Source organism: Pseudomonas sp. 20-5, from assembly GCF_056782835.1.
Genome location: NZ_CM165584.1, coordinates 705,123 through 722,801 on the forward strand (window position 1 = coordinate 705,123; position 17,679 = coordinate 722,801).

The 17,679-nt window shown below is 57.7% G+C and carries 11 protein-coding genes, 6 tRNA genes and 3 rRNA genes; all 20 read left to right on the forward strand.

What is annotated here, in order from left to right; all coding sequences use genetic code 11:
- Positions 1 to 488 precede the first annotated feature (488 nt).
- The 20 genes from AC1RB9_RS03340 to rpoB all read left to right on the forward strand — a co-directional run bounded on the left by AC1RB9_RS03340 (position 489) and on the right by rpoB (position 17,678).
- Positions 489 to 2,024: ribosomal RNA gene (locus AC1RB9_RS03340) — 16S ribosomal RNA — on the forward strand.
- Positions 2,025 to 2,088: 64 nt separating this feature from the next.
- A tRNA-Ile gene (locus tag AC1RB9_RS03345) sits at positions 2,089 to 2,165 on the forward strand.
- 28 nt (positions 2,166 to 2,193) lie between these two features.
- Positions 2,194 to 2,269 (forward strand) — tRNA-Ala (locus AC1RB9_RS03350).
- Between the two features lie 226 nt (positions 2,270 to 2,495).
- Positions 2,496 to 5,386: ribosomal RNA gene (locus tag AC1RB9_RS03355) — 23S ribosomal RNA — on the forward strand.
- A gap of 143 nt (positions 5,387 to 5,529) precedes the next feature.
- Positions 5,530 to 5,645, forward strand: a 5S ribosomal RNA gene (gene rrf, locus AC1RB9_RS03360).
- The 16S, 23S and 5S rRNA genes sit together here with 2 tRNA genes alongside, the layout of an rRNA operon.
- Before the next feature lie 161 nt (positions 5,646 to 5,806).
- Positions 5,807 to 6,745 (forward strand): bifunctional biotin--[acetyl-CoA-carboxylase] ligase/biotin operon repressor BirA, encoded by a 939-nt coding sequence (gene birA / locus AC1RB9_RS03365; RefSeq protein ID WP_003117986.1) that lies wholly within the window; start codon positions 5,807 to 5,809, stop codon positions 6,743 to 6,745.
- Positions 6,742 to 7,488 (forward strand): pantothenate kinase, encoded by a 747-nt coding sequence (locus tag AC1RB9_RS03370; protein ID WP_003093768.1) that lies wholly within the window; start codon positions 6,742 to 6,744, stop codon positions 7,486 to 7,488. Before birA ends, AC1RB9_RS03370 begins: the two co-directional genes overlap by 4 nt.
- An 8-nt stretch (positions 7,489 to 7,496) precedes the next feature.
- Complete coding sequence (locus AC1RB9_RS03375; protein ID WP_003118935.1) at positions 7,497 to 8,201, forward strand: SPOR domain-containing protein; 705 nt, start codon at positions 7,497 to 7,499, stop codon at positions 8,199 to 8,201.
- 147 nt (positions 8,202 to 8,348) lie between these two features.
- Positions 8,349 to 8,433, forward strand: a tRNA-Tyr gene (locus AC1RB9_RS03380).
- 26 nt (positions 8,434 to 8,459) lie between these two features.
- Positions 8,460 to 8,533: transfer RNA gene (locus AC1RB9_RS03385), tRNA-Gly, on the forward strand.
- A 19-nt stretch (positions 8,534 to 8,552) separates the two neighbouring features.
- Positions 8,553 to 8,628, forward strand: a tRNA-Thr gene (locus AC1RB9_RS03390).
- 84 nt (positions 8,629 to 8,712) lie between these two features.
- A complete protein-coding gene (gene tuf, locus AC1RB9_RS03395) occupies positions 8,713 to 9,906 on the forward strand; it encodes an elongation factor Tu (protein ID WP_003115146.1) in 1,194 nt (397 codons plus the stop codon).
- 55 nt (positions 9,907 to 9,961) lie between these two features.
- A tRNA-Trp gene (locus AC1RB9_RS03400) sits at positions 9,962 to 10,037 on the forward strand.
- A gap of 45 nt (positions 10,038 to 10,082) precedes the next feature.
- Complete coding sequence (secE, locus tag AC1RB9_RS03405; protein WP_003108030.1) at positions 10,083 to 10,451, forward strand: preprotein translocase subunit SecE; 369 nt, start codon at positions 10,083 to 10,085, stop codon at positions 10,449 to 10,451.
- Between the two features lie 9 nt (positions 10,452 to 10,460).
- A complete protein-coding gene (gene nusG, locus AC1RB9_RS03410) occupies positions 10,461 to 10,994 on the forward strand; it encodes a transcription termination/antitermination protein NusG (RefSeq protein ID WP_003108028.1) in 534 nt (177 codons plus the stop codon).
- A 116-nt stretch (positions 10,995 to 11,110) separates the two neighbouring features.
- Positions 11,111 to 11,542: a 50S ribosomal protein L11 gene (rplK, locus tag AC1RB9_RS03415; RefSeq protein WP_003093751.1), complete on the forward strand. Its 432-nt coding sequence runs from the start codon at positions 11,111 to 11,113 to the stop codon at positions 11,540 to 11,542.
- A complete protein-coding gene (rplA, locus tag AC1RB9_RS03420) occupies positions 11,542 to 12,237 on the forward strand; it encodes a 50S ribosomal protein L1 (protein ID WP_003093749.1) in 696 nt (231 codons plus the stop codon). The genes rplK and rplA overlap by 1 nt, the downstream gene beginning before the upstream one ends.
- A 198-nt stretch (positions 12,238 to 12,435) precedes the next feature.
- Entirely contained in the window at positions 12,436 to 12,936 is a 501-nt protein-coding gene (rplJ, locus tag AC1RB9_RS03425; RefSeq protein WP_003093748.1) for a 50S ribosomal protein L10, read from the forward strand.
- A 78-nt stretch (positions 12,937 to 13,014) separates the two neighbouring features.
- Entirely contained in the window at positions 13,015 to 13,383 is a 369-nt protein-coding gene (gene rplL / locus AC1RB9_RS03430; RefSeq protein WP_003093747.1) for a 50S ribosomal protein L7/L12, read from the forward strand.
- Between the two features lie 221 nt (positions 13,384 to 13,604).
- A complete protein-coding gene (rpoB, locus tag AC1RB9_RS03435; protein WP_003093746.1) occupies positions 13,605 to 17,678 on the forward strand; it encodes a DNA-directed RNA polymerase subunit beta in 4,074 nt (1,357 codons plus the stop codon).
- Position 17,679: the final 1 nt, after the last annotated feature.

A 17,679-nucleotide genomic window follows, 5' to 3' on the forward strand; every position in this document is an offset into this window, starting at 1 on the left:
ACTCCCGGCGACGACGAAGAGTAAATGCTTGAAAATCAAGGGTTTACGGATTCTCTCCCAGGGGTGGTGAAGCGCTTAGGCAGGTTGTTCGCCGCAGCGGTTCGGTCCCGAAAGGGGCTCGAAACGAAGCTTCGCCGAGGTGCTTGACAGCGAATTTGAACGCTGTAGAATGCGCCTCCCGCTGATCGGAAGATGGTTTGAAGGTCGGTGCAAGCGGTTGAGTAGAAAAGAAAATTTTCGAAAATAACGCTTGACGGAACGAGAGGTTGCTGTAGAATGCGCGGCCTCGGTTGAGACGAAAGCCTTGACCAACTGCTCTTTAACAAGTCGAATCAAGCAATTCGTGTGGGTGCTTGTGATGTAAGACTGGTGATCGCAAGATTATCAGCAACGCAAGTAACACTCGTGAATTCGAGAGTTTTATCTCTTTTTAAGGGAATGCGATTGCTGAGCCAAGTTTAGGGTTTTCTCAAAACCCAAGCAGTATTGAACTGAAGAGTTTGATCATGGCTCAGATTGAACGCTGGCGGCAGGCCTAACACATGCAAGTCGAGCGGATGAAGGGAGCTTGCTCCTGGATTCAGCGGCGGACGGGTGAGTAATGCCTAGGAATCTGCCTGGTAGTGGGGGATAACGTCCGGAAACGGGCGCTAATACCGCATACGTCCTGAGGGAGAAAGTGGGGGATCTTCGGACCTCACGCTATCAGATGAGCCTAGGTCGGATTAGCTAGTTGGTGGGGTAAAGGCCTACCAAGGCGACGATCCGTAACTGGTCTGAGAGGATGATCAGTCACACTGGAACTGAGACACGGTCCAGACTCCTACGGGAGGCAGCAGTGGGGAATATTGGACAATGGGCGAAAGCCTGATCCAGCCATGCCGCGTGTGTGAAGAAGGTCTTCGGATTGTAAAGCACTTTAAGTTGGGAGGAAGGGCAGTAAGTTAATACCTTGCTGTTTTGACGTTACCAACAGAATAAGCACCGGCTAACTTCGTGCCAGCAGCCGCGGTAATACGAAGGGTGCAAGCGTTAATCGGAATTACTGGGCGTAAAGCGCGCGTAGGTGGTTCAGCAAGTTGGATGTGAAATCCCCGGGCTCAACCTGGGAACTGCATCCAAAACTACTGAGCTAGAGTACGGTAGAGGGTGGTGGAATTTCCTGTGTAGCGGTGAAATGCGTAGATATAGGAAGGAACACCAGTGGCGAAGGCGACCACCTGGACTGATACTGACACTGAGGTGCGAAAGCGTGGGGAGCAAACAGGATTAGATACCCTGGTAGTCCACGCCGTAAACGATGTCGACTAGCCGTTGGGATCCTTGAGATCTTAGTGGCGCAGCTAACGCGATAAGTCGACCGCCTGGGGAGTACGGCCGCAAGGTTAAAACTCAAATGAATTGACGGGGGCCCGCACAAGCGGTGGAGCATGTGGTTTAATTCGAAGCAACGCGAAGAACCTTACCTGGCCTTGACATGCTGAGAACTTTCCAGAGATGGATTGGTGCCTTCGGGAACTCAGACACAGGTGCTGCATGGCTGTCGTCAGCTCGTGTCGTGAGATGTTGGGTTAAGTCCCGTAACGAGCGCAACCCTTGTCCTTAGTTACCAGCACCTCGGGTGGGCACTCTAAGGAGACTGCCGGTGACAAACCGGAGGAAGGTGGGGATGACGTCAAGTCATCATGGCCCTTACGGCCAGGGCTACACACGTGCTACAATGGTCGGTACAAAGGGTTGCCAAGCCGCGAGGTGGAGCTAATCCCATAAAACCGATCGTAGTCCGGATCGCAGTCTGCAACTCGACTGCGTGAAGTCGGAATCGCTAGTAATCGTGAATCAGAATGTCACGGTGAATACGTTCCCGGGCCTTGTACACACCGCCCGTCACACCATGGGAGTGGGTTGCTCCAGAAGTAGCTAGTCTAACCGCAAGGGGGACGGTTACCACGGAGTGATTCATGACTGGGGTGAAGTCGTAACAAGGTAGCCGTAGGGGAACCTGCGGCTGGATCACCTCCTTAATCGAAGATCTCAGCTTCTTCATAAGCTCCCACACGAATTGCTTGATTCACTGGTTAGACGATTGGGTCTGTAGCTCAGTTGGTTAGAGCGCACCCCTGATAAGGGTGAGGTCGGCAGTTCGAATCTGCCCAGACCCACCAATTGTTGGTGTGCTGCGTGATCCGATACGGGGCCATAGCTCAGCTGGGAGAGCGCCTGCTTTGCACGCAGGAGGTCAGGAGTTCGATCCTCCTTGGCTCCACCATCTAAAACAATCGTCGAAAGCTCAGAAATGAATGTTCGTGAATGAACATTGATTTCTGGTCTTTGCACCAGAACTGTTCTTTAAAAATTCGGGTATGTGATAGAAGTAAGACTGAATGATCTCTTTCACTGGTGATCATTCAAGTCAAGGTAAAATTTGCGAGTTCAAGCGCGAATTTTCGGCGAATGTCGTCTTCACAGTATAACCAGATTGCTTGGGGTTATATGGTCAAGTGAAGAAGCGCATACGGTGGATGCCTTGGCAGTCAGAGGCGATGAAAGACGTGGTAGCCTGCGAAAAGCTTCGGGGAGTCGGCAAACAGACTTTGATCCGGAGATCTCTGAATGGGGGAACCCACCTAGGATAACCTAGGTATCTTGTACTGAATCCATAGGTGCAAGAGGCGAACCAGGGGAACTGAAACATCTAAGTACCCTGAGGAAAAGAAATCAACCGAGATTCCCTTAGTAGTGGCGAGCGAACGGGGATTAGCCCTTAAGCTTCATTGATTTTAGCGGAACGCTCTGGAAAGTGCGGCCATAGTGGGTGATAGCCCCGTACGCGAAAGGATCTTTGAAGTGAAATCGAGTAGGACGGAGCACGAGAAACTTTGTCTGAACATGGGGGGACCATCCTCCAAGGCTAAATACTACTGACTGACCGATAGTGAACCAGTACCGTGAGGGAAAGGCGAAAAGAACCCCGGAGAGGGGAGTGAAATAGAACCTGAAACCGTATGCGTACAAGCAGTGGGAGCCTACTTGTTAGGTGACTGCGTACCTTTTGTATAATGGGTCAGCGACTTATATTCAGTGGCAAGCTTAACCGTATAGGGTAGGCGTAGCGAAAGCGAGTCTTAATAGGGCGTTTAGTCGCTGGGTATAGACCCGAAACCGGGCGATCTATCCATGAGCAGGTTGAAGGTTAGGTAACACTGACTGGAGGACCGAACCCACTCCCGTTGAAAAGGTAGGGGATGACTTGTGGATCGGAGTGAAAGGCTAATCAAGCTCGGAGATAGCTGGTTCTCCTCGAAAGCTATTTAGGTAGCGCCTCATGTATCACTCTGGGGGGTAGAGCACTGTTTCGGCTAGGGGGTCATCCCGACTTACCAAACCGATGCAAACTCCGAATACCCAGAAGTGCCGAGCATGGGAGACACACGGCGGGTGCTAACGTCCGTCGTGAAAAGGGAAACAACCCAGACCGCCAGCTAAGGTCCCAAAGTTGTGGTTAAGTGGTAAACGATGTGGGAAGGCTTAGACAGCTAGGAGGTTGGCTTAGAAGCAGCCATCCTTTAAAGAAAGCGTAATAGCTCACTAGTCGAGTCGGCCTGCGCGGAAGATGTAACGGGGCTCAAACCACACACCGAAGCTGCGGGTGTCACGTAAGTGACGCGGTAGAGGAGCGTTCTGTAAGCCTGTGAAGGTGAGTTGAGAAGCTTGCTGGAGGTATCAGAAGTGCGAATGCTGACATGAGTAACGACAATGGGTGTGAAAAACACCCACGCCGAAAGACCAAGGGTTCCTGCGCAACGTTAATCGACGCAGGGTTAGTCGGTTCCTAAGGCGAGGCTGAAAAGCGTAGTCGATGGGAAACAGGTTAATATTCCTGTACTTCTGGTTACTGCGATGGAGGGACGGAGAAGGCTAGGCCAGCTTGGCGTTGGTTGTCCAAGTTTAAGGTGGTAGGCTGAAATCTTAGGTAAATCCGGGGTTTCAAGGCCGAGAGCTGATGACGAGTCGTCTTTTAGATGACGAAGTGGTTGATGCCATGCTTCCAAGAAAAGCTTCTAAGCTTCAGGTAACCAGGAACCGTACCCCAAACCGACACAGGTGGTCGGGTAGAGAATACCAAGGCGCTTGAGAGAACTCGGGTGAAGGAACTAGGCAAAATGGCACCGTAACTTCGGGAGAAGGTGCGCCGGCTAGGGTGAAGGATTTACTCCGTAAGCCCTGGCTGGTCGAAGATACCAGGCCGCTGCGACTGTTTATTAAAAACACAGCACTCTGCAAACACGAAAGTGGACGTATAGGGTGTGACGCCTGCCCGGTGCCGGAAGGTTAATTGATGGGGTTAGCGCAAGCGAAGCTCTTGATCGAAGCCCCGGTAAACGGCGGCCGTAACTATAACGGTCCTAAGGTAGCGAAATTCCTTGTCGGGTAAGTTCCGACCTGCACGAATGGCGTAACGATGGCGGCGCTGTCTCCACCCGAGACTCAGTGAAATTGAAATCGCTGTGAAGATGCAGTGTATCCGCGGCTAGACGGAAAGACCCCGTGAACCTTTACTGTAGCTTTGCACTGGACTTTGAGCCTGCTTGTGTAGGATAGGTGGGAGGCTTTGAAGCGTGGACGCCAGTTCGCGTGGAGCCATCCTTGAAATACCACCCTGGCATGCTTGAGGTTCTAACTCTGGTCCGTGATCCGGATCGAGGACAGTGTATGGTGGGCAGTTTGACTGGGGCGGTCTCCTCCTAAAGAGTAACGGAGGAGTACGAAGGTGCGCTCAGACCGGTCGGAAATCGGTCGCAGAGTATAAAGGCAAAAGCGCGCTTGACTGCGAGACAGACACGTCGAGCAGGTACGAAAGTAGGTCTTAGTGATCCGGTGGTTCTGTATGGAAGGGCCATCGCTCAACGGATAAAAGGTACTCCGGGGATAACAGGCTGATACCGCCCAAGAGTTCATATCGACGGCGGTGTTTGGCACCTCGATGTCGGCTCATCACATCCTGGGGCTGAAGCCGGTCCCAAGGGTATGGCTGTTCGCCATTTAAAGTGGTACGCGAGCTGGGTTTAGAACGTCGTGAGACAGTTCGGTCCCTATCTGCCGTGGACGTTTGAGATTTGAGAGGGGCTGCTCCTAGTACGAGAGGACCGGAGTGGACGAACCTCTGGTGTTCCGGTTGTCACGCCAGTGGCATTGCCGGGTAGCTATGTTCGGAAAAGATAACCGCTGAAAGCATCTAAGCGGGAAACTTGCCTCAAGATGAGATCTCACTGGGAACTTGATTCCCCTGAAGGGCCGTCGAAGACTACGACGTTGATAGGCTGGGTGTGTAAGCGTTGTGAGGCGTTGAGCTAACCAGTACTAATTGCCCGTGAGGCTTGACCATATAACACCCAAACAATCTGACGATTGTGTGTTGTAAGGTGAAGTCGACGAACCGAAAGTTCGCATGAACCGCAAACACCTTGAAATCACATACCTGAATCCGGATAGACGTAAGCCCAAGCGAACGGATATCCAACCGAATTGCTTGACGATCATAGAGCGTTGGAACCACCTGATCCCTTCCCGAACTCAGAAGTGAAACGACGCATCGCCGATGGTAGTGTGGGGTCTCCCCATGTGAGAGTAGGTCATCGTCAAGCTCCTATCCCAAAACCCCTGGTCAGCGATGACCAGGGGTTTTGCTTTTGCGCGCGGAAAAGTCTGCGAAAATCCGGGGAAAAGGCAGCTATACGGCAGGGCTTTTCGTAGGCAAAGCGCAAGTGCCTCTATATGATGCGTGCCTGGCTAGTGTGGGGCGTCTATGCAGACCTTGCTGAAACTACTTCAAGACGGGCGATTCCACTCCGGTGAGGAGTTGGGGGCAGTACTGGGCATCAGTCGCAGTGCAGTCTGGAAACGCTTGCAGCACCTGGAGGCTGAACATGGCCTGCAGTTCCACAAGGTGCGTGGCCGGGGGTACCGTCTGGCGAGTCCCCTCAGTCTCCTGGATCCGCGGAAGATCGACAGCCTCTGGCCTGTCGAGATCATGCCCACCGTCGATTCGACCAATAGCGAGGCCATGCGTAGGCTCGCGGCTGGAGCCTCGACGCCTTTCGTTATCGTCGCCGAGCAGCAGACTGCCGGGCGTGGACGTCGCGGCCGAGCCTGGGTCAGTCCCTATGGAGAGAACCTCTATTATTCTCTGGCCATTACTGTCAGGGGGGGCGCTCGGGAGCTCGAAGGGTTGAGCCTGGTTGTCGGTCTCGCGGTGCTCCGGGCCCTGGAGTCTTTGGGCGTCCGGGACGCCGGGTTGAAGTGGCCGAACGACCTTCTGCAGGGAGGCAAGAAGATCGCCGGAATTCTCCTGGAGCTGAGTGGCGACCCCGCGGATCTGTGTCATGTCGTTATCGGCATAGGGATCAACGTCAACATGAAGACCGCCACTGATATCGGCCAGCCTTGGACCTCCCTGCGCGAAGCGCTGGGGGAACTGGTGGATCGTTCGCGGCTGCTTTCTGCTCTCAATCGGCAGTTGGCCGATTATCTCGATAGGCATTCGCGCGAAGGCTTTGCTGCAAGTCGCGAGGAGTGGGAGTCCTGCAATCTCTGGCAGGGTGCCCAGGTCATTCTCTCGACTGCTCTGAGTTCCATCGAGGGTCGTGTGCTGGGTGTCGATAGTCGAGGAGCGCTGCGCCTCGAGGTGGATGGCGTGGAGCAGGGGTTCAGTGGAGGGGAGCTTAGTTTGAGGTTGCGTCAATGATTCTTGAGCTCGACTGTGGAAACTCGCTGATCAAGTGGCGGGTCATCGAGGGGGCGGCGCGGTCGGTCGCCGGTGGCCTTGCGGAGTCCGATGATGCCCTGGTCGAACAGTTAACGTCGCAGCAAGCGCTGCCAGTGCGAGCCTGTCGCCTGGTGAGCGTTCGCAGCGAGCAGGAAACCTCGCAACTGGTCGCACGGTTGGAGCAGCTGTTCCCGGTTTCGGCGCTGGTTGCATCATCCGGCAAGCAGTTGGCGGGTGTGCGCAACGGCTATCTCGATTACCAGCGCCTGGGGCTCGACCGCTGGCTGGCCCTCGTCGCGGCTCATCATCTGGCTAAGAAGGCCTGCCTGGTCATCGATCTGGGGACCGCGGTCACCTCTGACCTGGTCGCGGCGGATGGAGTGCATCTGGGGGGCTACATATGCCCGGGCATGACCCTGATGAGAAGCCAGTTGCGCACCCATACCCGACGTATCCGCTACGACGATGCAGAGGCCCGTCGGGCGCTTGCCAGTCTCCAGCCAGGGCAGGCCACGGCCGAGGCGGTTGAGCGGGGTTGTCTGCTCATGCTCAGGGGGTTCGTTCGTGAGCAGTACGCCATGGCGTGCGAGCTGCTCGGTCCGGATTGTGAAATATTCCTGACGGGTGGGGATGCCGAACTGGTTCGCGACGAACTGGCTGGCGCCCGGATCATGCCGGACCTGGTTTTCGTAGGGCTGGCACTGGCTTGCCCGATTGAGTGAGAGGATCTATGCGCTGGTTCTTCCTGTTTCTCCTGGCCCTGAACGTCTTCTACTACGTCTGGCACCAGCAGCAATCCCCGCTACGGGCCAAGGAAATCGCACCGCTGGAACTCTATAAGGATGGGCAGAAGAACATTCTGCTGTTGGCCGAGAGCAACCTTGCTTCCAGGGCGCGCTCGGGATCGCAGGTGCCGGCGCCGAGTGTGCCTCCGGCTGCCGAAGAGTCGATCGCATCCGAGTCGGCCTGTCTCTATCTTGGCGGAGGCGGTGAGGAGGCGGATGCCCGAAGGTTGCAGCAGCGCCTGCTGGGCCTGGATATCGAGGCGGAGGTCGAGGCCCGTGGGGAGATGAGCGTCGATTACTGGGTCTATCTTCCTCCGCTAGCCTCGCGGGAGGCTGCGCTTCGTCAGTTGAAGGAGCTTCAGGCGCGCAATATCGACAGCTACCTGATTGGCGAGGGAGTGCTGGCCAATGGCATTTCTTTGGGGATGTTTTCCGCGCGGGATTCGGCTGAAAGTGCGCAGGCCCGTCTCAAGACGGCAGGTTACGAGGCGGAGCTGAAGGAATTGCCCCGCGGGCAGCGTGATTTCTGGGTAAGGGTGGCACCCGGCAGCCGGCGTCTGGTGGATGAGCAACTGCTCCAGGAGCTGGCTCGGGACTTCAAGGGATTGCAGCATCAAATAATGTCGTGCAAAGGTGTTGCATCCCCCTGATGGTTTGCATAGAATGGCGCCCGCTTCGCAGGGGGAAGGCTGAAAGACTCCTACCATGAAGTTGCTGTTGAAACCTAAGTTCAGGTTTTTTAAGAGAAAACTCTTGACAGCAAGGTGGCAGACGTAGAGAATGCCGCCCACCAGTTTGGAGGGATTCCCGAGTGGCCAAAGGGATCAGACTGTAAATCTGACGTCATAGACTTCGAAGGTTCGAATCCTTCTCCCTCCACCAGTTTAAAAGCGTGAGCTTCGGGCTCCGCGGGTATAGTTCAGTGGTAGAACCTCAGCCTTCCAAGCTGATGATGCGGGTTCGATTCCCGCTACCCGCTCCAGTCAAGTTGCTTGTGTTTCGCTCATGTAGCTCAGTTGGTAGAGCACACCCTTGGTAAGGGTGAGGTCAGCGGTTCAAATCCGCTCATGAGCTCCATTTATCCAGGGGCAGATATGAAAATATCTGCCCTTGTTCTAATGGTAGCGTGATCCGCTCAATTCCTTGAAGGGGATGGTCTCCATGGCTAAAGAAAAATTTGAACGGAACAAGCCGCACGTCAACGTCGGCACCATCGGTCACGTTGACCATGGCAAGACCACTCTGACCGCTGCACTGACCAAGGTCTGCTCCGACACCTGGGGTGGTTCCGCTCGTGCTTTCGATCAGATCGACAACGCGCCGGAAGAAAAGGCCCGCGGTATCACGATCAACACCTCGCACGTTGAATACGATTCCGCTGTTCGTCACTACGCCCACGTTGACTGCCCCGGTCACGCCGACTATGTGAAGAACATGATCACCGGTGCTGCCCAGATGGACGGCGCGATCCTGGTTTGCTCGGCTGCCGACGGCCCCATGCCGCAGACCCGCGAGCACATCCTGCTGTCCCGCCAGGTGGGCGTTCCCTACATCGTCGTGTTCCTGAACAAGGCCGACATGGTCGACGACGCCGAGCTGCTGGAACTGGTCGAGATGGAAGTTCGCGATCTGCTGAACACCTACGACTTCCCGGGCGACGACACTCCGATCATCATCGGTTCCGCGCTGATGGCGCTGGAAGGCAAGGATGACAATGGCATCGGCGTAAGCGCCGTGCAGAAGCTGGTAGAGACCCTGGACTCCTACATTCCGGAGCCGGTTCGTGCCATCGACCAGCCGTTCCTGATGCCGATCGAAGACGTGTTCTCGATCTCCGGCCGCGGTACCGTGGTAACCGGTCGTGTAGAGCGCGGCATCATCAAGGTCCAGGAAGAAGTGGAAATCGTCGGCATCAAGGCGACCACCAAGACCACCTGCACCGGCGTTGAAATGTTCCGCAAGCTGCTCGACGAAGGTCGTGCTGGTGAGAACGTTGGTATCCTGCTGCGCGGCACCAAGCGTGAAGACGTAGAGCGTGGCCAGGTTCTGGCCAAGCCGGGCACCATCAAGCCGCACACCAAGTTCGAGTGCGAAGTGTACGTGCTGTCCAAGGAAGAAGGTGGTCGTCACACCCCGTTCTTCAAGGGCTACCGTCCGCAGTTCTACTTCCGTACCACTGACGTGACCGGTAACTGCGAGCTGCCGGAAGGCGTAGAGATGGTAATGCCGGGCGACAACATCAAGATGGTTGTCACCCTGATCGCTCCGATCGCCATGGAAGATGGCCTGCGCTTCGCGATCCGCGAAGGCGGCCGTACCGTTGGTGCTGGCGTGGTTGCCAAGATCATCGAATAATATCGGTTGATCTTCCCCTCTCAGGCCGGCATAATGGTCGGCCTGATTTTGCTTCAGGCCAGTAGCTCAATTGGCAGAGCGGCGGTCTCCAAAACCGCAGGTTGGGGGTTCGATTCCCTCCTGGCCTGCCAGATTTCCCAAGTAAATCTGGCTTTTCTTCACGAGATTCCTAACAGATGAATGCCAAGGCAGAAGCCAAAGAATCACGTTTTGATCTCTTGAAATGGCTCTTGGTTGCCGTTCTGGTTGTGGTTGCCGTTGTGGGCAATCAGTACTTTTCGGCTCAACCAATCCTGTATCGCGTTCTCGGTATTCTCGTTCTGGCGGTGATCGCTGCTTTCCTGGCTCTGCAAACGGCCAAGGGGCAGGCCTTCTTTAGTCTTGCTAAGGAAGCGCGCGTCGAGATTCGCAAGGTCGTATGGCCGAGTCGTCAAGAAACAACTCAGACCACGCTGATCGTGGTCGCGGTAGTGCTGGTAATGGCGCTGCTGCTGTGGGGGCTCGATTCCCTGCTGGGTTGGTTGGTTTCCATGATTGTAGGTTAAGGGTGCGCCGTGGCTAAGCGTTGGTACGTTGTGCATGCATACTCGGGCTACGAGAAGCATGTCATGCGCTCGCTGATCGAGCGTGTCAAGCTTGCTGGCATGGAAGAAGAGTTCGGCGAGATTCTGGTTCCCACCGAAGAAGTGGTGGAGATGCGGAACGGCCAGAAGCGCAAGAGCGAGCGCAAATTCTTCCCTGGCTATGTGCTGGTTCAGATGGAAATGAACGAAGGTACCTGGCACCTGGTGAAGGATACCCCGCGTGTCATGGGCTTCATCGGCGGGACTGCCGACAAGCCGGCTCCGATCACCGATCGTGAGGCTGATGCAATCCTGCGTCGCGTGGCCGATAGCGGCGACAAGCCCAAGCCGAAGACCCTGTTCGAGCCGGGCGAGACCGTTCGTGTCATCGATGGTCCTTTCGCCGACTTCAATGGTGTCGTCGAAGAAGTTAACTACGAGAAGAGCCGGATCCAAGTGGCCGTGCTCATCTTTGGCCGCTCTACCCCGGTGGAGCTGGAGTTCAGTCAGGTCGAAAAGGTCTAGCTGAAAACGCATCCCTCACCCCGCAGCCCAAGGCTGCGGGGTTTTGTCGTCACTGGGATAAACGCGAAAGCAACCGGGGAGCCTTCAGGCGCTTGTACCCGAATTTGGAGTAGCAAATGGCTAAGAAAATCCAGGCTTATATCAAGCTGCAAGTAAAGGCCGGTCAGGCCAACCCGTCGCCGCCGGTCGGCCCTGCCCTGGGTCAGCACGGCGTGAACATCATGGAATTCTGCAAGGCGTTCAACGCCAAGACCCAAGGCCAAGAGCCGGGCCTGCCGACTCCTGTGATCATCACCGTTTACAGCGACCGTAGCTTCACCTTCGAAACCAAGAGCACCCCGGCTGCCGTCCTGCTGAAAAAAGCAGCTGGCATCACCAGCGGCTCCGCTCGTCCGAACTCCCAGAAAGTCGGCACCGTTACCCGTGCCCAGCTGGAAGAGATCGCCAAGACCAAGCAGGCTGACCTGACCGCTGCTGATCTGGACGCTGCTGTACGTACCATCGCTGGCTCCGCGCGCAGCATGGGCCTGAACGTGGAGGGTGTGTAATGGCTAAGCTGACCAAGCGCCAGAAGGCGATTGCCGAGAAAGTAGTTGCCGGCAAGCAGTACAGCTTCGAAGAGGCCGCCAAGCTGCTGGCCGAGCTGTCCACCATCAAGTTCAAGGAGTCCGTGGACGTTGCCGTGAACCTCGGCGTCGATCCGCGTAAATCCGACCAGGTCGTTCGTGGCGCCACCGTCCTGCCGAACGGCACCGGCAAGAGCGTCCGCGTTGCCGTCTTCACCCAGGGTCCGGCTGCCGAAGCCGCTCTGGCTGCCGGCGCCGACAAGGTGGGCATGGACGAACTGGCTGCCGAAATGAAAGGCGGCGACCTGAACTACGACGTCGTCATCGCTTCCCCGGATGCCATGCGTGTCGTCGGCCAGCTGGGCCAGATCCTCGGCCCGCGTGGTCTGATGCCGAACCCGAAAGTCGGCACCGTGACTCCGGACGTCGCTACCGCCGTGAAGAATGCCAAGGCTGGTCAGGTACGTTTCCGTACCGACAAGAACGGCATCATCCACAGCTCCGTCGGTAAGGTCGATTTCGAGCCGGCCAAGCTGCAGCAGAACGTTGAAGCGCTGCTGGCTGACCTGAAGCGCCTGAAGCCGTCCTCGTCGAAAGGCGTGTACGTCAAGCGCGTGACCCTGAGCACCACCATGGGTCCGGGCCTGCAGATCGACCTGGCTTCCCTGGAAGCCTAAGTGAAATCGTGCAGCGGGTTCTGCCCGCTGCACAGGTATTGGGGTCCCTGCCTGGCGGGGGCTATCCAAGACCGTAGGTGGCGCAAGCCTTAAACCACAAGCCTACGCAGATGGTGCTCCCGATTCGGTTACCGAATCAGACACCAAAACGACGTCCGGCCCCGGCTGGACGAAACGGTAACATCCAGGAGTAAACCCGTGGCAATTAAACTCGAAGACAAGAAGGCCATCGTCGCTGAAGTCAACGAGGCTGCCAAAGCTGCCCTGTCCGCTGTCGTGGCCGATGCCCGTGGCGTGACCGTAGGCGCCATGACCGGACTCCGTAAAGAGGCCCGCGAAGCTGGTGTGTACGTGAAAGTCGTACGTAACACCCTGCTCAAGCGCGCCGTTGAAGGCACCCAGTTCGACGTGCTCAACGACGTGTTCAAAGGCCCGACCCTGATCGCTTTCTCCAACGAACATCCGGGCGCTGCCGCTCGTATCTTCCGTGAGTTCGCCAAGGGTCAGGACAAGTTCGAGATCAAGGCGGCTGCCTTCGAGGGTCAGTTCCTCGCAGCCAATCAGATCGACGTACTGGCAAGCCTGCCGACCTACGACGAAGCCGTATCGCAGCTGATGAGCGTGATTCAGGGCGCTACCAGCAAGCTGGCTCGTACTCTGGCGGCCATTCGCGACCAGAAAGAAGCTGCTGCCGCCTAAGTCGGCTCGCAAGCGCTTTCAATCTTATTTGTTTAATACGATGGCCGCAGGCCGTCCCCCAATACAGGAATTAGAGTCATGGCTCTGACCAACGAAGACATCATCAACGCCGTATCCGAAATGTCCGTCATGCAAGTGGTCGAACTGATCAAGGCGATGGAAGAGAAGTTCGGCGTTACCGCTGCTGCCGCTACCGTTGCCGCTGCTGGCCCGGCTGCTGCCGCTGCCGAAGAGCAGACCGAGTTCACCATCGTCCTGGCCGAAGCTGGCGACAAGAAAGTGAACGTGATCAAGGTCGTTCGCGAACTGACCGGTCTGGGTCTGAAAGAAGCCAAGGCCGTCGTAGACGGCGCTCCGGGCGTGGTGAAGGAAGGCGCTTCGAAAGAAGAAGCCGAAGCCGCCAAGAAAGCCCTGGAAGAAGCAGGCGCCAAAGTCGAGCTCAAGTAAGCGACGACCTTGCGTCTACAGCCCGAGCGTCAAGCGAAAGGCTGATGGCTGGTGGCTTTTGCCACCGGCCTTTTTCCGTTCTGGGTGGACTCGCCTCGGGCGTTCCACCCACGACGTGAAAGTGCCCCGAGTGGGCAATGCAGGCCAAGGGGTCTGCAAGATTTTCCGGCTGCTCCCGTCGGAGACGCCAAACAAGCAGGTGACCAAGCTGGGGAACGCTGATGGCTTACTCATACACTGAGAAAAAACGTATCCGCAAGGACTTTAGCAAGTTGCCGGACGTCATGGATGTGCCGTATTTGCTGGCCATCCAGCTGGATTCCTATCGCGAATTCCTGCAGGCTGGCGCAACCAAGGAGCAGTTCCGCGATATCGGTCTGCACGCGGCCTTCAAGTCCGTTTTCCCGATTATCAGCTATTCCGGCAATGCTGCCCTGGAATACGTCGGCTACCGTCTGGGTGAGCCGGCATTCGATGTCAAGGAGTGCGTGCTGCGCGGCGTGACCTTCGCCGTACCGCTGCGCGTGAAAGTTCGCCTGATCATCTTCGACCGCGAATCGTCGAACAAGGCGATCAAGGACATCAAGGAACAAGAAGTCTACATGGGGGAAATCCCCCTGATGACCGAGAACGGTACCTTCATCATCAACGGTACCGAGCGTGTCATCGTCTCCCAGCTGCACCGTTCCCCGGGCGTGTTCTTCGACCACGACCGTGGCAAGACCCACAGCTCCGGCAAGCTGCTGTACTCCGCGCGGATCATTCCTTACCGCGGTTCCTGGCTGGACTTCGAGTTCGATCCGAAGGACTGCGTGTTCGTCCGTATCGACCGTCGCCGCAAGCTGCCGGCCTCGGTACTGCTGCGCGCGCTCGGCTACAGCACGGAAGAGATCCTCAACGCCTTCTACGCGACCAACGTCTTCCACATCAAGGGCGAGACCCTGAACCTGGAACTGGTCCCGCAGCGCCTGCGCGGTGAAGTCGCGAGCATCGACATCAAGGATGGCAGCGGCAAGGTGATCGTGGAGCAGGGGCGTCGTATCACTGCCCGCCACATCAACCAGCTGGAAAAGGCTGGCGTGAGCCAGCTGGAAGTGCCGTTCGACTACCTGATCGGCCGTACCATCGCCAAGGCGATCGTGCATCCGGCTACCGGCGAGATCATCGCCGAGTGCAACACCGAGCTGACCCTCGACCTCCTGGCCAAGGTGGCCAAGGCCCAGGTCGTGCGCATCGAGACCCTGTACACCAACGACATCGACTGCGGTCCGTTCATCTCCGACACCCTGAAGATCGACAACACCAGCAACCAGCTGGAAGCCCTGGTCGAGATCTACCGGATGATGCGTCCGGGCGAGCCGCCGACCAAGGAAGCTGCCGAGACCCTGTTCGGCAATCTGTTCTTCAGCGCCGAGCGTTACGACCTGTCGGCCGTAGGCCGGATGAAGTTCAACCGCCGTATCGGTCGTACCGAGATCGAAGGTCCGGGCGTCCTGAGCAAGGAAGACATCATCGATGTGCTCAAGACCCTCGTCGACATCCGTAACGGCAAGGGCATCGTCGATGACATCGACCACCTGGGCAACCGTCGCGTCCGTTGCGTCGGCGAAATGGCCGAGAACCAGTTCCGCGTGGGCCTGGTGCGTGTCGAGCGCGCGGTCAAGGAACGCCTGTCCATGGCCGAAAGCGAAGGCCTGATGCCGCAGGACCTGATCAACGCCAAGCCGGTGGCTGCCGCGATCAAGGAGTTCTTCGGTTCGAGCCAGCTGTCGCAGTTCATGGACCAGAACAACCCGCTTTCCGAGATCACCCACAAGCGCCGCGTCTCCGCGCTCGGCCCGGGCGGTCTGACCCGTGAGCGTGCGGGCTTCGAGGTTCGTGACGTACACCCGACCCACTACGGCCGCGTGTGCCCGATCGAAACCCCTGAAGGTCCGAACATCGGTCTGATCAACTCCCTGGCGACCTACGCCCGCACCAACAAGTACGGCTTCCTCGAGAGCCCGTACCGCGTGGTCAAGGACAGCCTGGTAACCGACGAGATCGTGTTCCTGTCGGCGATCGAAGAAGCCGACCACGTCATCGCCCAGGCTTCGGCGACCCTCAACGAGAAGGGTCAACTGGTGGACGAGCTGGTGGCCGTGCGTCACCTGAACGAATTCACCGTGAAGGCGCCGGAAGACGTGACCCTGATGGATGTTTCGCCGAAGCAGGTCGTTTCCGTCGCTGCCTCGCTGATTCCGTTCCTCGAGCACGATGACGCCAACCGCGCACTCATGGGCTCGAACATGCAGCGTCAGGCCGTGCCGACCCTGCGTGCCGACAAGCCGCTGGTGGGTACCGGCATGGAGCGCAACGTGGCGCGCGACTCCGGCGTCTGCGTCGTGGCTCGCCGTGGCGGTGTGATCGACTCGGTCGATGCCAGCCGTGTCGTGGTTCGCGTGGCGGATGACGAAGTCGAGACCGGCGAAGCGGGTGTCGACATCTACAACCTGACCAAGTACACCCGTTCCAACCAGAACACCTGCATCAACCAGCGTCCGCTGGTGAGCAAGGGTGACGTGGTCGCGCGCGGCGACATCCTGGCCGACGGTCCGTCCACCGACATGGGCGAACTGGCCCTGGGCCAGAACATGCGCGTAGCGTTCATGCCCTGGAACGGCTTCAACTTCGAAGACTCCATCTGCCTGTCCGAGCGCGTGGTCCAGGAAGATCGTTTCACCACGATCCACATCCAGGAACTGACCTGCGTCGCTCGTGACACCAAGCTCGGCCCAGAGGAAATCACCGCGGACATCCCGAACGTGGGCGAGGCCGCGCTGAACAAGCTGGACGAAGCCGGTATCGTCTACGTCGGCGCCGAAGTGCAGGCCGGCGACATCCTGGTCGGCAAGGTCACTCCGAAAGGCGAGACCCAGCTGACTCCGGAAGAGAAGCTGCTGCGCGCGATCTTCGGTGAGAAGGCGTCCGACGTGAAGGACACCTCCCTGCGTGTGCCGACCGGCACCAAGGGTACCGTCATCGACGTTCAGGTCTTCACCCGCGACGGCGTCGAGCGCGATTCCCGCGCGCTGTCCATCGAGAAGATGCAACTCGACCAGATCCGCAAGGACCTGAACGAAGAGTTCCGCATCGTCGAAGGCGCGACCTTCGAGCGTCTGCGTGCCGCCCTGGTCGGTGCCAAGGCTGAAGGTGGCCCGGCGCTGAAGAAGGGCACGGAGATCACCGACGATTACCTCGACGGTCTCGAGCGCGGCCAGTGGTTCAAGCTGCGCATGGCCGACGACGCCCTGAACGAACAGCTGGAGAAGGCCCAGGCCTACATCAGCGATCGTCGCCAGCTCCTGGACGACAAGTTCGAGGACAAGAAGCGCAAGCTGCAGCAGGGCGACGACCTGGCTCCGGGCGTGCTGAAGATCGTCAAGGTCTACCTGGCGATCAAGCGTCGCATCCAGCCGGGCGACAAGATGGCCGGCCGTCACGGTAACAAGGGTGTGGTCTCGGTGATCATGCCGGTGGAAGACATGCCGCACGATGCCAACGGCACCCCGGTCGACATCGTCCTCAACCCGCTGGGCGTACCGTCGCGTATGAACGTCGGTCAGATCCTCGAAACCCACCTGGGCCTCGCGGCCAAGGGGCTGGGCGAGAAGATCAACCGCATGCTCGAAGAGCAGCGCAAGGTCGCCGAACTGCGTAAGTTCCTGCACGAGATCTACAACGAGATCGGCGGTCGCGAGGAAAACCTCGACGAGCTGGGCGACAACGAGATCCTCGCGCTGGCCAAGAACCTGCGCGGTGGCGTACCGATGGCGACCCCGGTGTTCGATGGCGCCAAGGAACGCGAGATCAAGGCCATGCTGAAGCTGGCCGACCTGCCGGAAAGCGGCCAGATGCGTCTGTTCGACGGCCGTACCGGCAACCAGTTCGAGCGTCCGACCACCGTCGGCTACATGTACATGCTCAAGCTGAACCACCTGGTGGACGACAAGATGCACGCCCGTTCCACCGGCTCGTACAGCCTGGTTACCCAGCAGCCGCTGGGTGGTAAGGCACAGTTCGGTGGTCAGCGCTTCGGTGAGATGGAGGTGTGGGCGCTGGAAGCCTATGGCGCGGCGTACACCCTGCAGGAAATGCTGACGGTCAAGTCGGACGACGTGAACGGCCGGACCAAGATGTACAAGAACATCGTGGACGGCGATCACCGCATGGAGGCGGGCATGCCCGAGTCCTTCAACGTTCTGATCAAAGAGATCCGTTCGCTCGGCATCGACATCGAACTGGAAACCGAATAAC

Bases quoted from the DNA above. Each gene is read 5' to 3' on its own strand.
- birA (WP_003117986.1), top strand. From the start codon at position 5,807: ATGCAGACCTTGCTGAAACTACTTCAAGACGGGCGATTCCACTCCGGT.
- tuf (WP_003115146.1), top strand. From the start codon at position 8,713: ATGGCTAAAGAAAAATTTGAACGGAACAAGCCGCACGTCAACGTCGGC.
- rpoB (WP_003093746.1), top strand. From the start codon at position 13,605: ATGGCTTACTCATACACTGAGAAAAAACGTATCCGCAAGGACTTTAGC.
- secE (WP_003108030.1), top strand. From the start codon at position 10,083: ATGAATGCCAAGGCAGAAGCCAAAGAATCACGTTTTGATCTCTTGAAA.
- rplA (WP_003093749.1), top strand. From the start codon at position 11,542: ATGGCTAAGCTGACCAAGCGCCAGAAGGCGATTGCCGAGAAAGTAGTT.
- rplL (WP_003093747.1), top strand. From the start codon at position 13,015: ATGGCTCTGACCAACGAAGACATCATCAACGCCGTATCCGAAATGTCC.
- AC1RB9_RS03370 (WP_003093768.1), top strand. From the start codon at position 6,742: ATGATTCTTGAGCTCGACTGTGGAAACTCGCTGATCAAGTGGCGGGTC.
- rplK (WP_003093751.1), top strand. From the start codon at position 11,111: ATGGCTAAGAAAATCCAGGCTTATATCAAGCTGCAAGTAAAGGCCGGT.
- AC1RB9_RS03375 (WP_003118935.1), top strand. From the start codon at position 7,497: ATGCGCTGGTTCTTCCTGTTTCTCCTGGCCCTGAACGTCTTCTACTAC.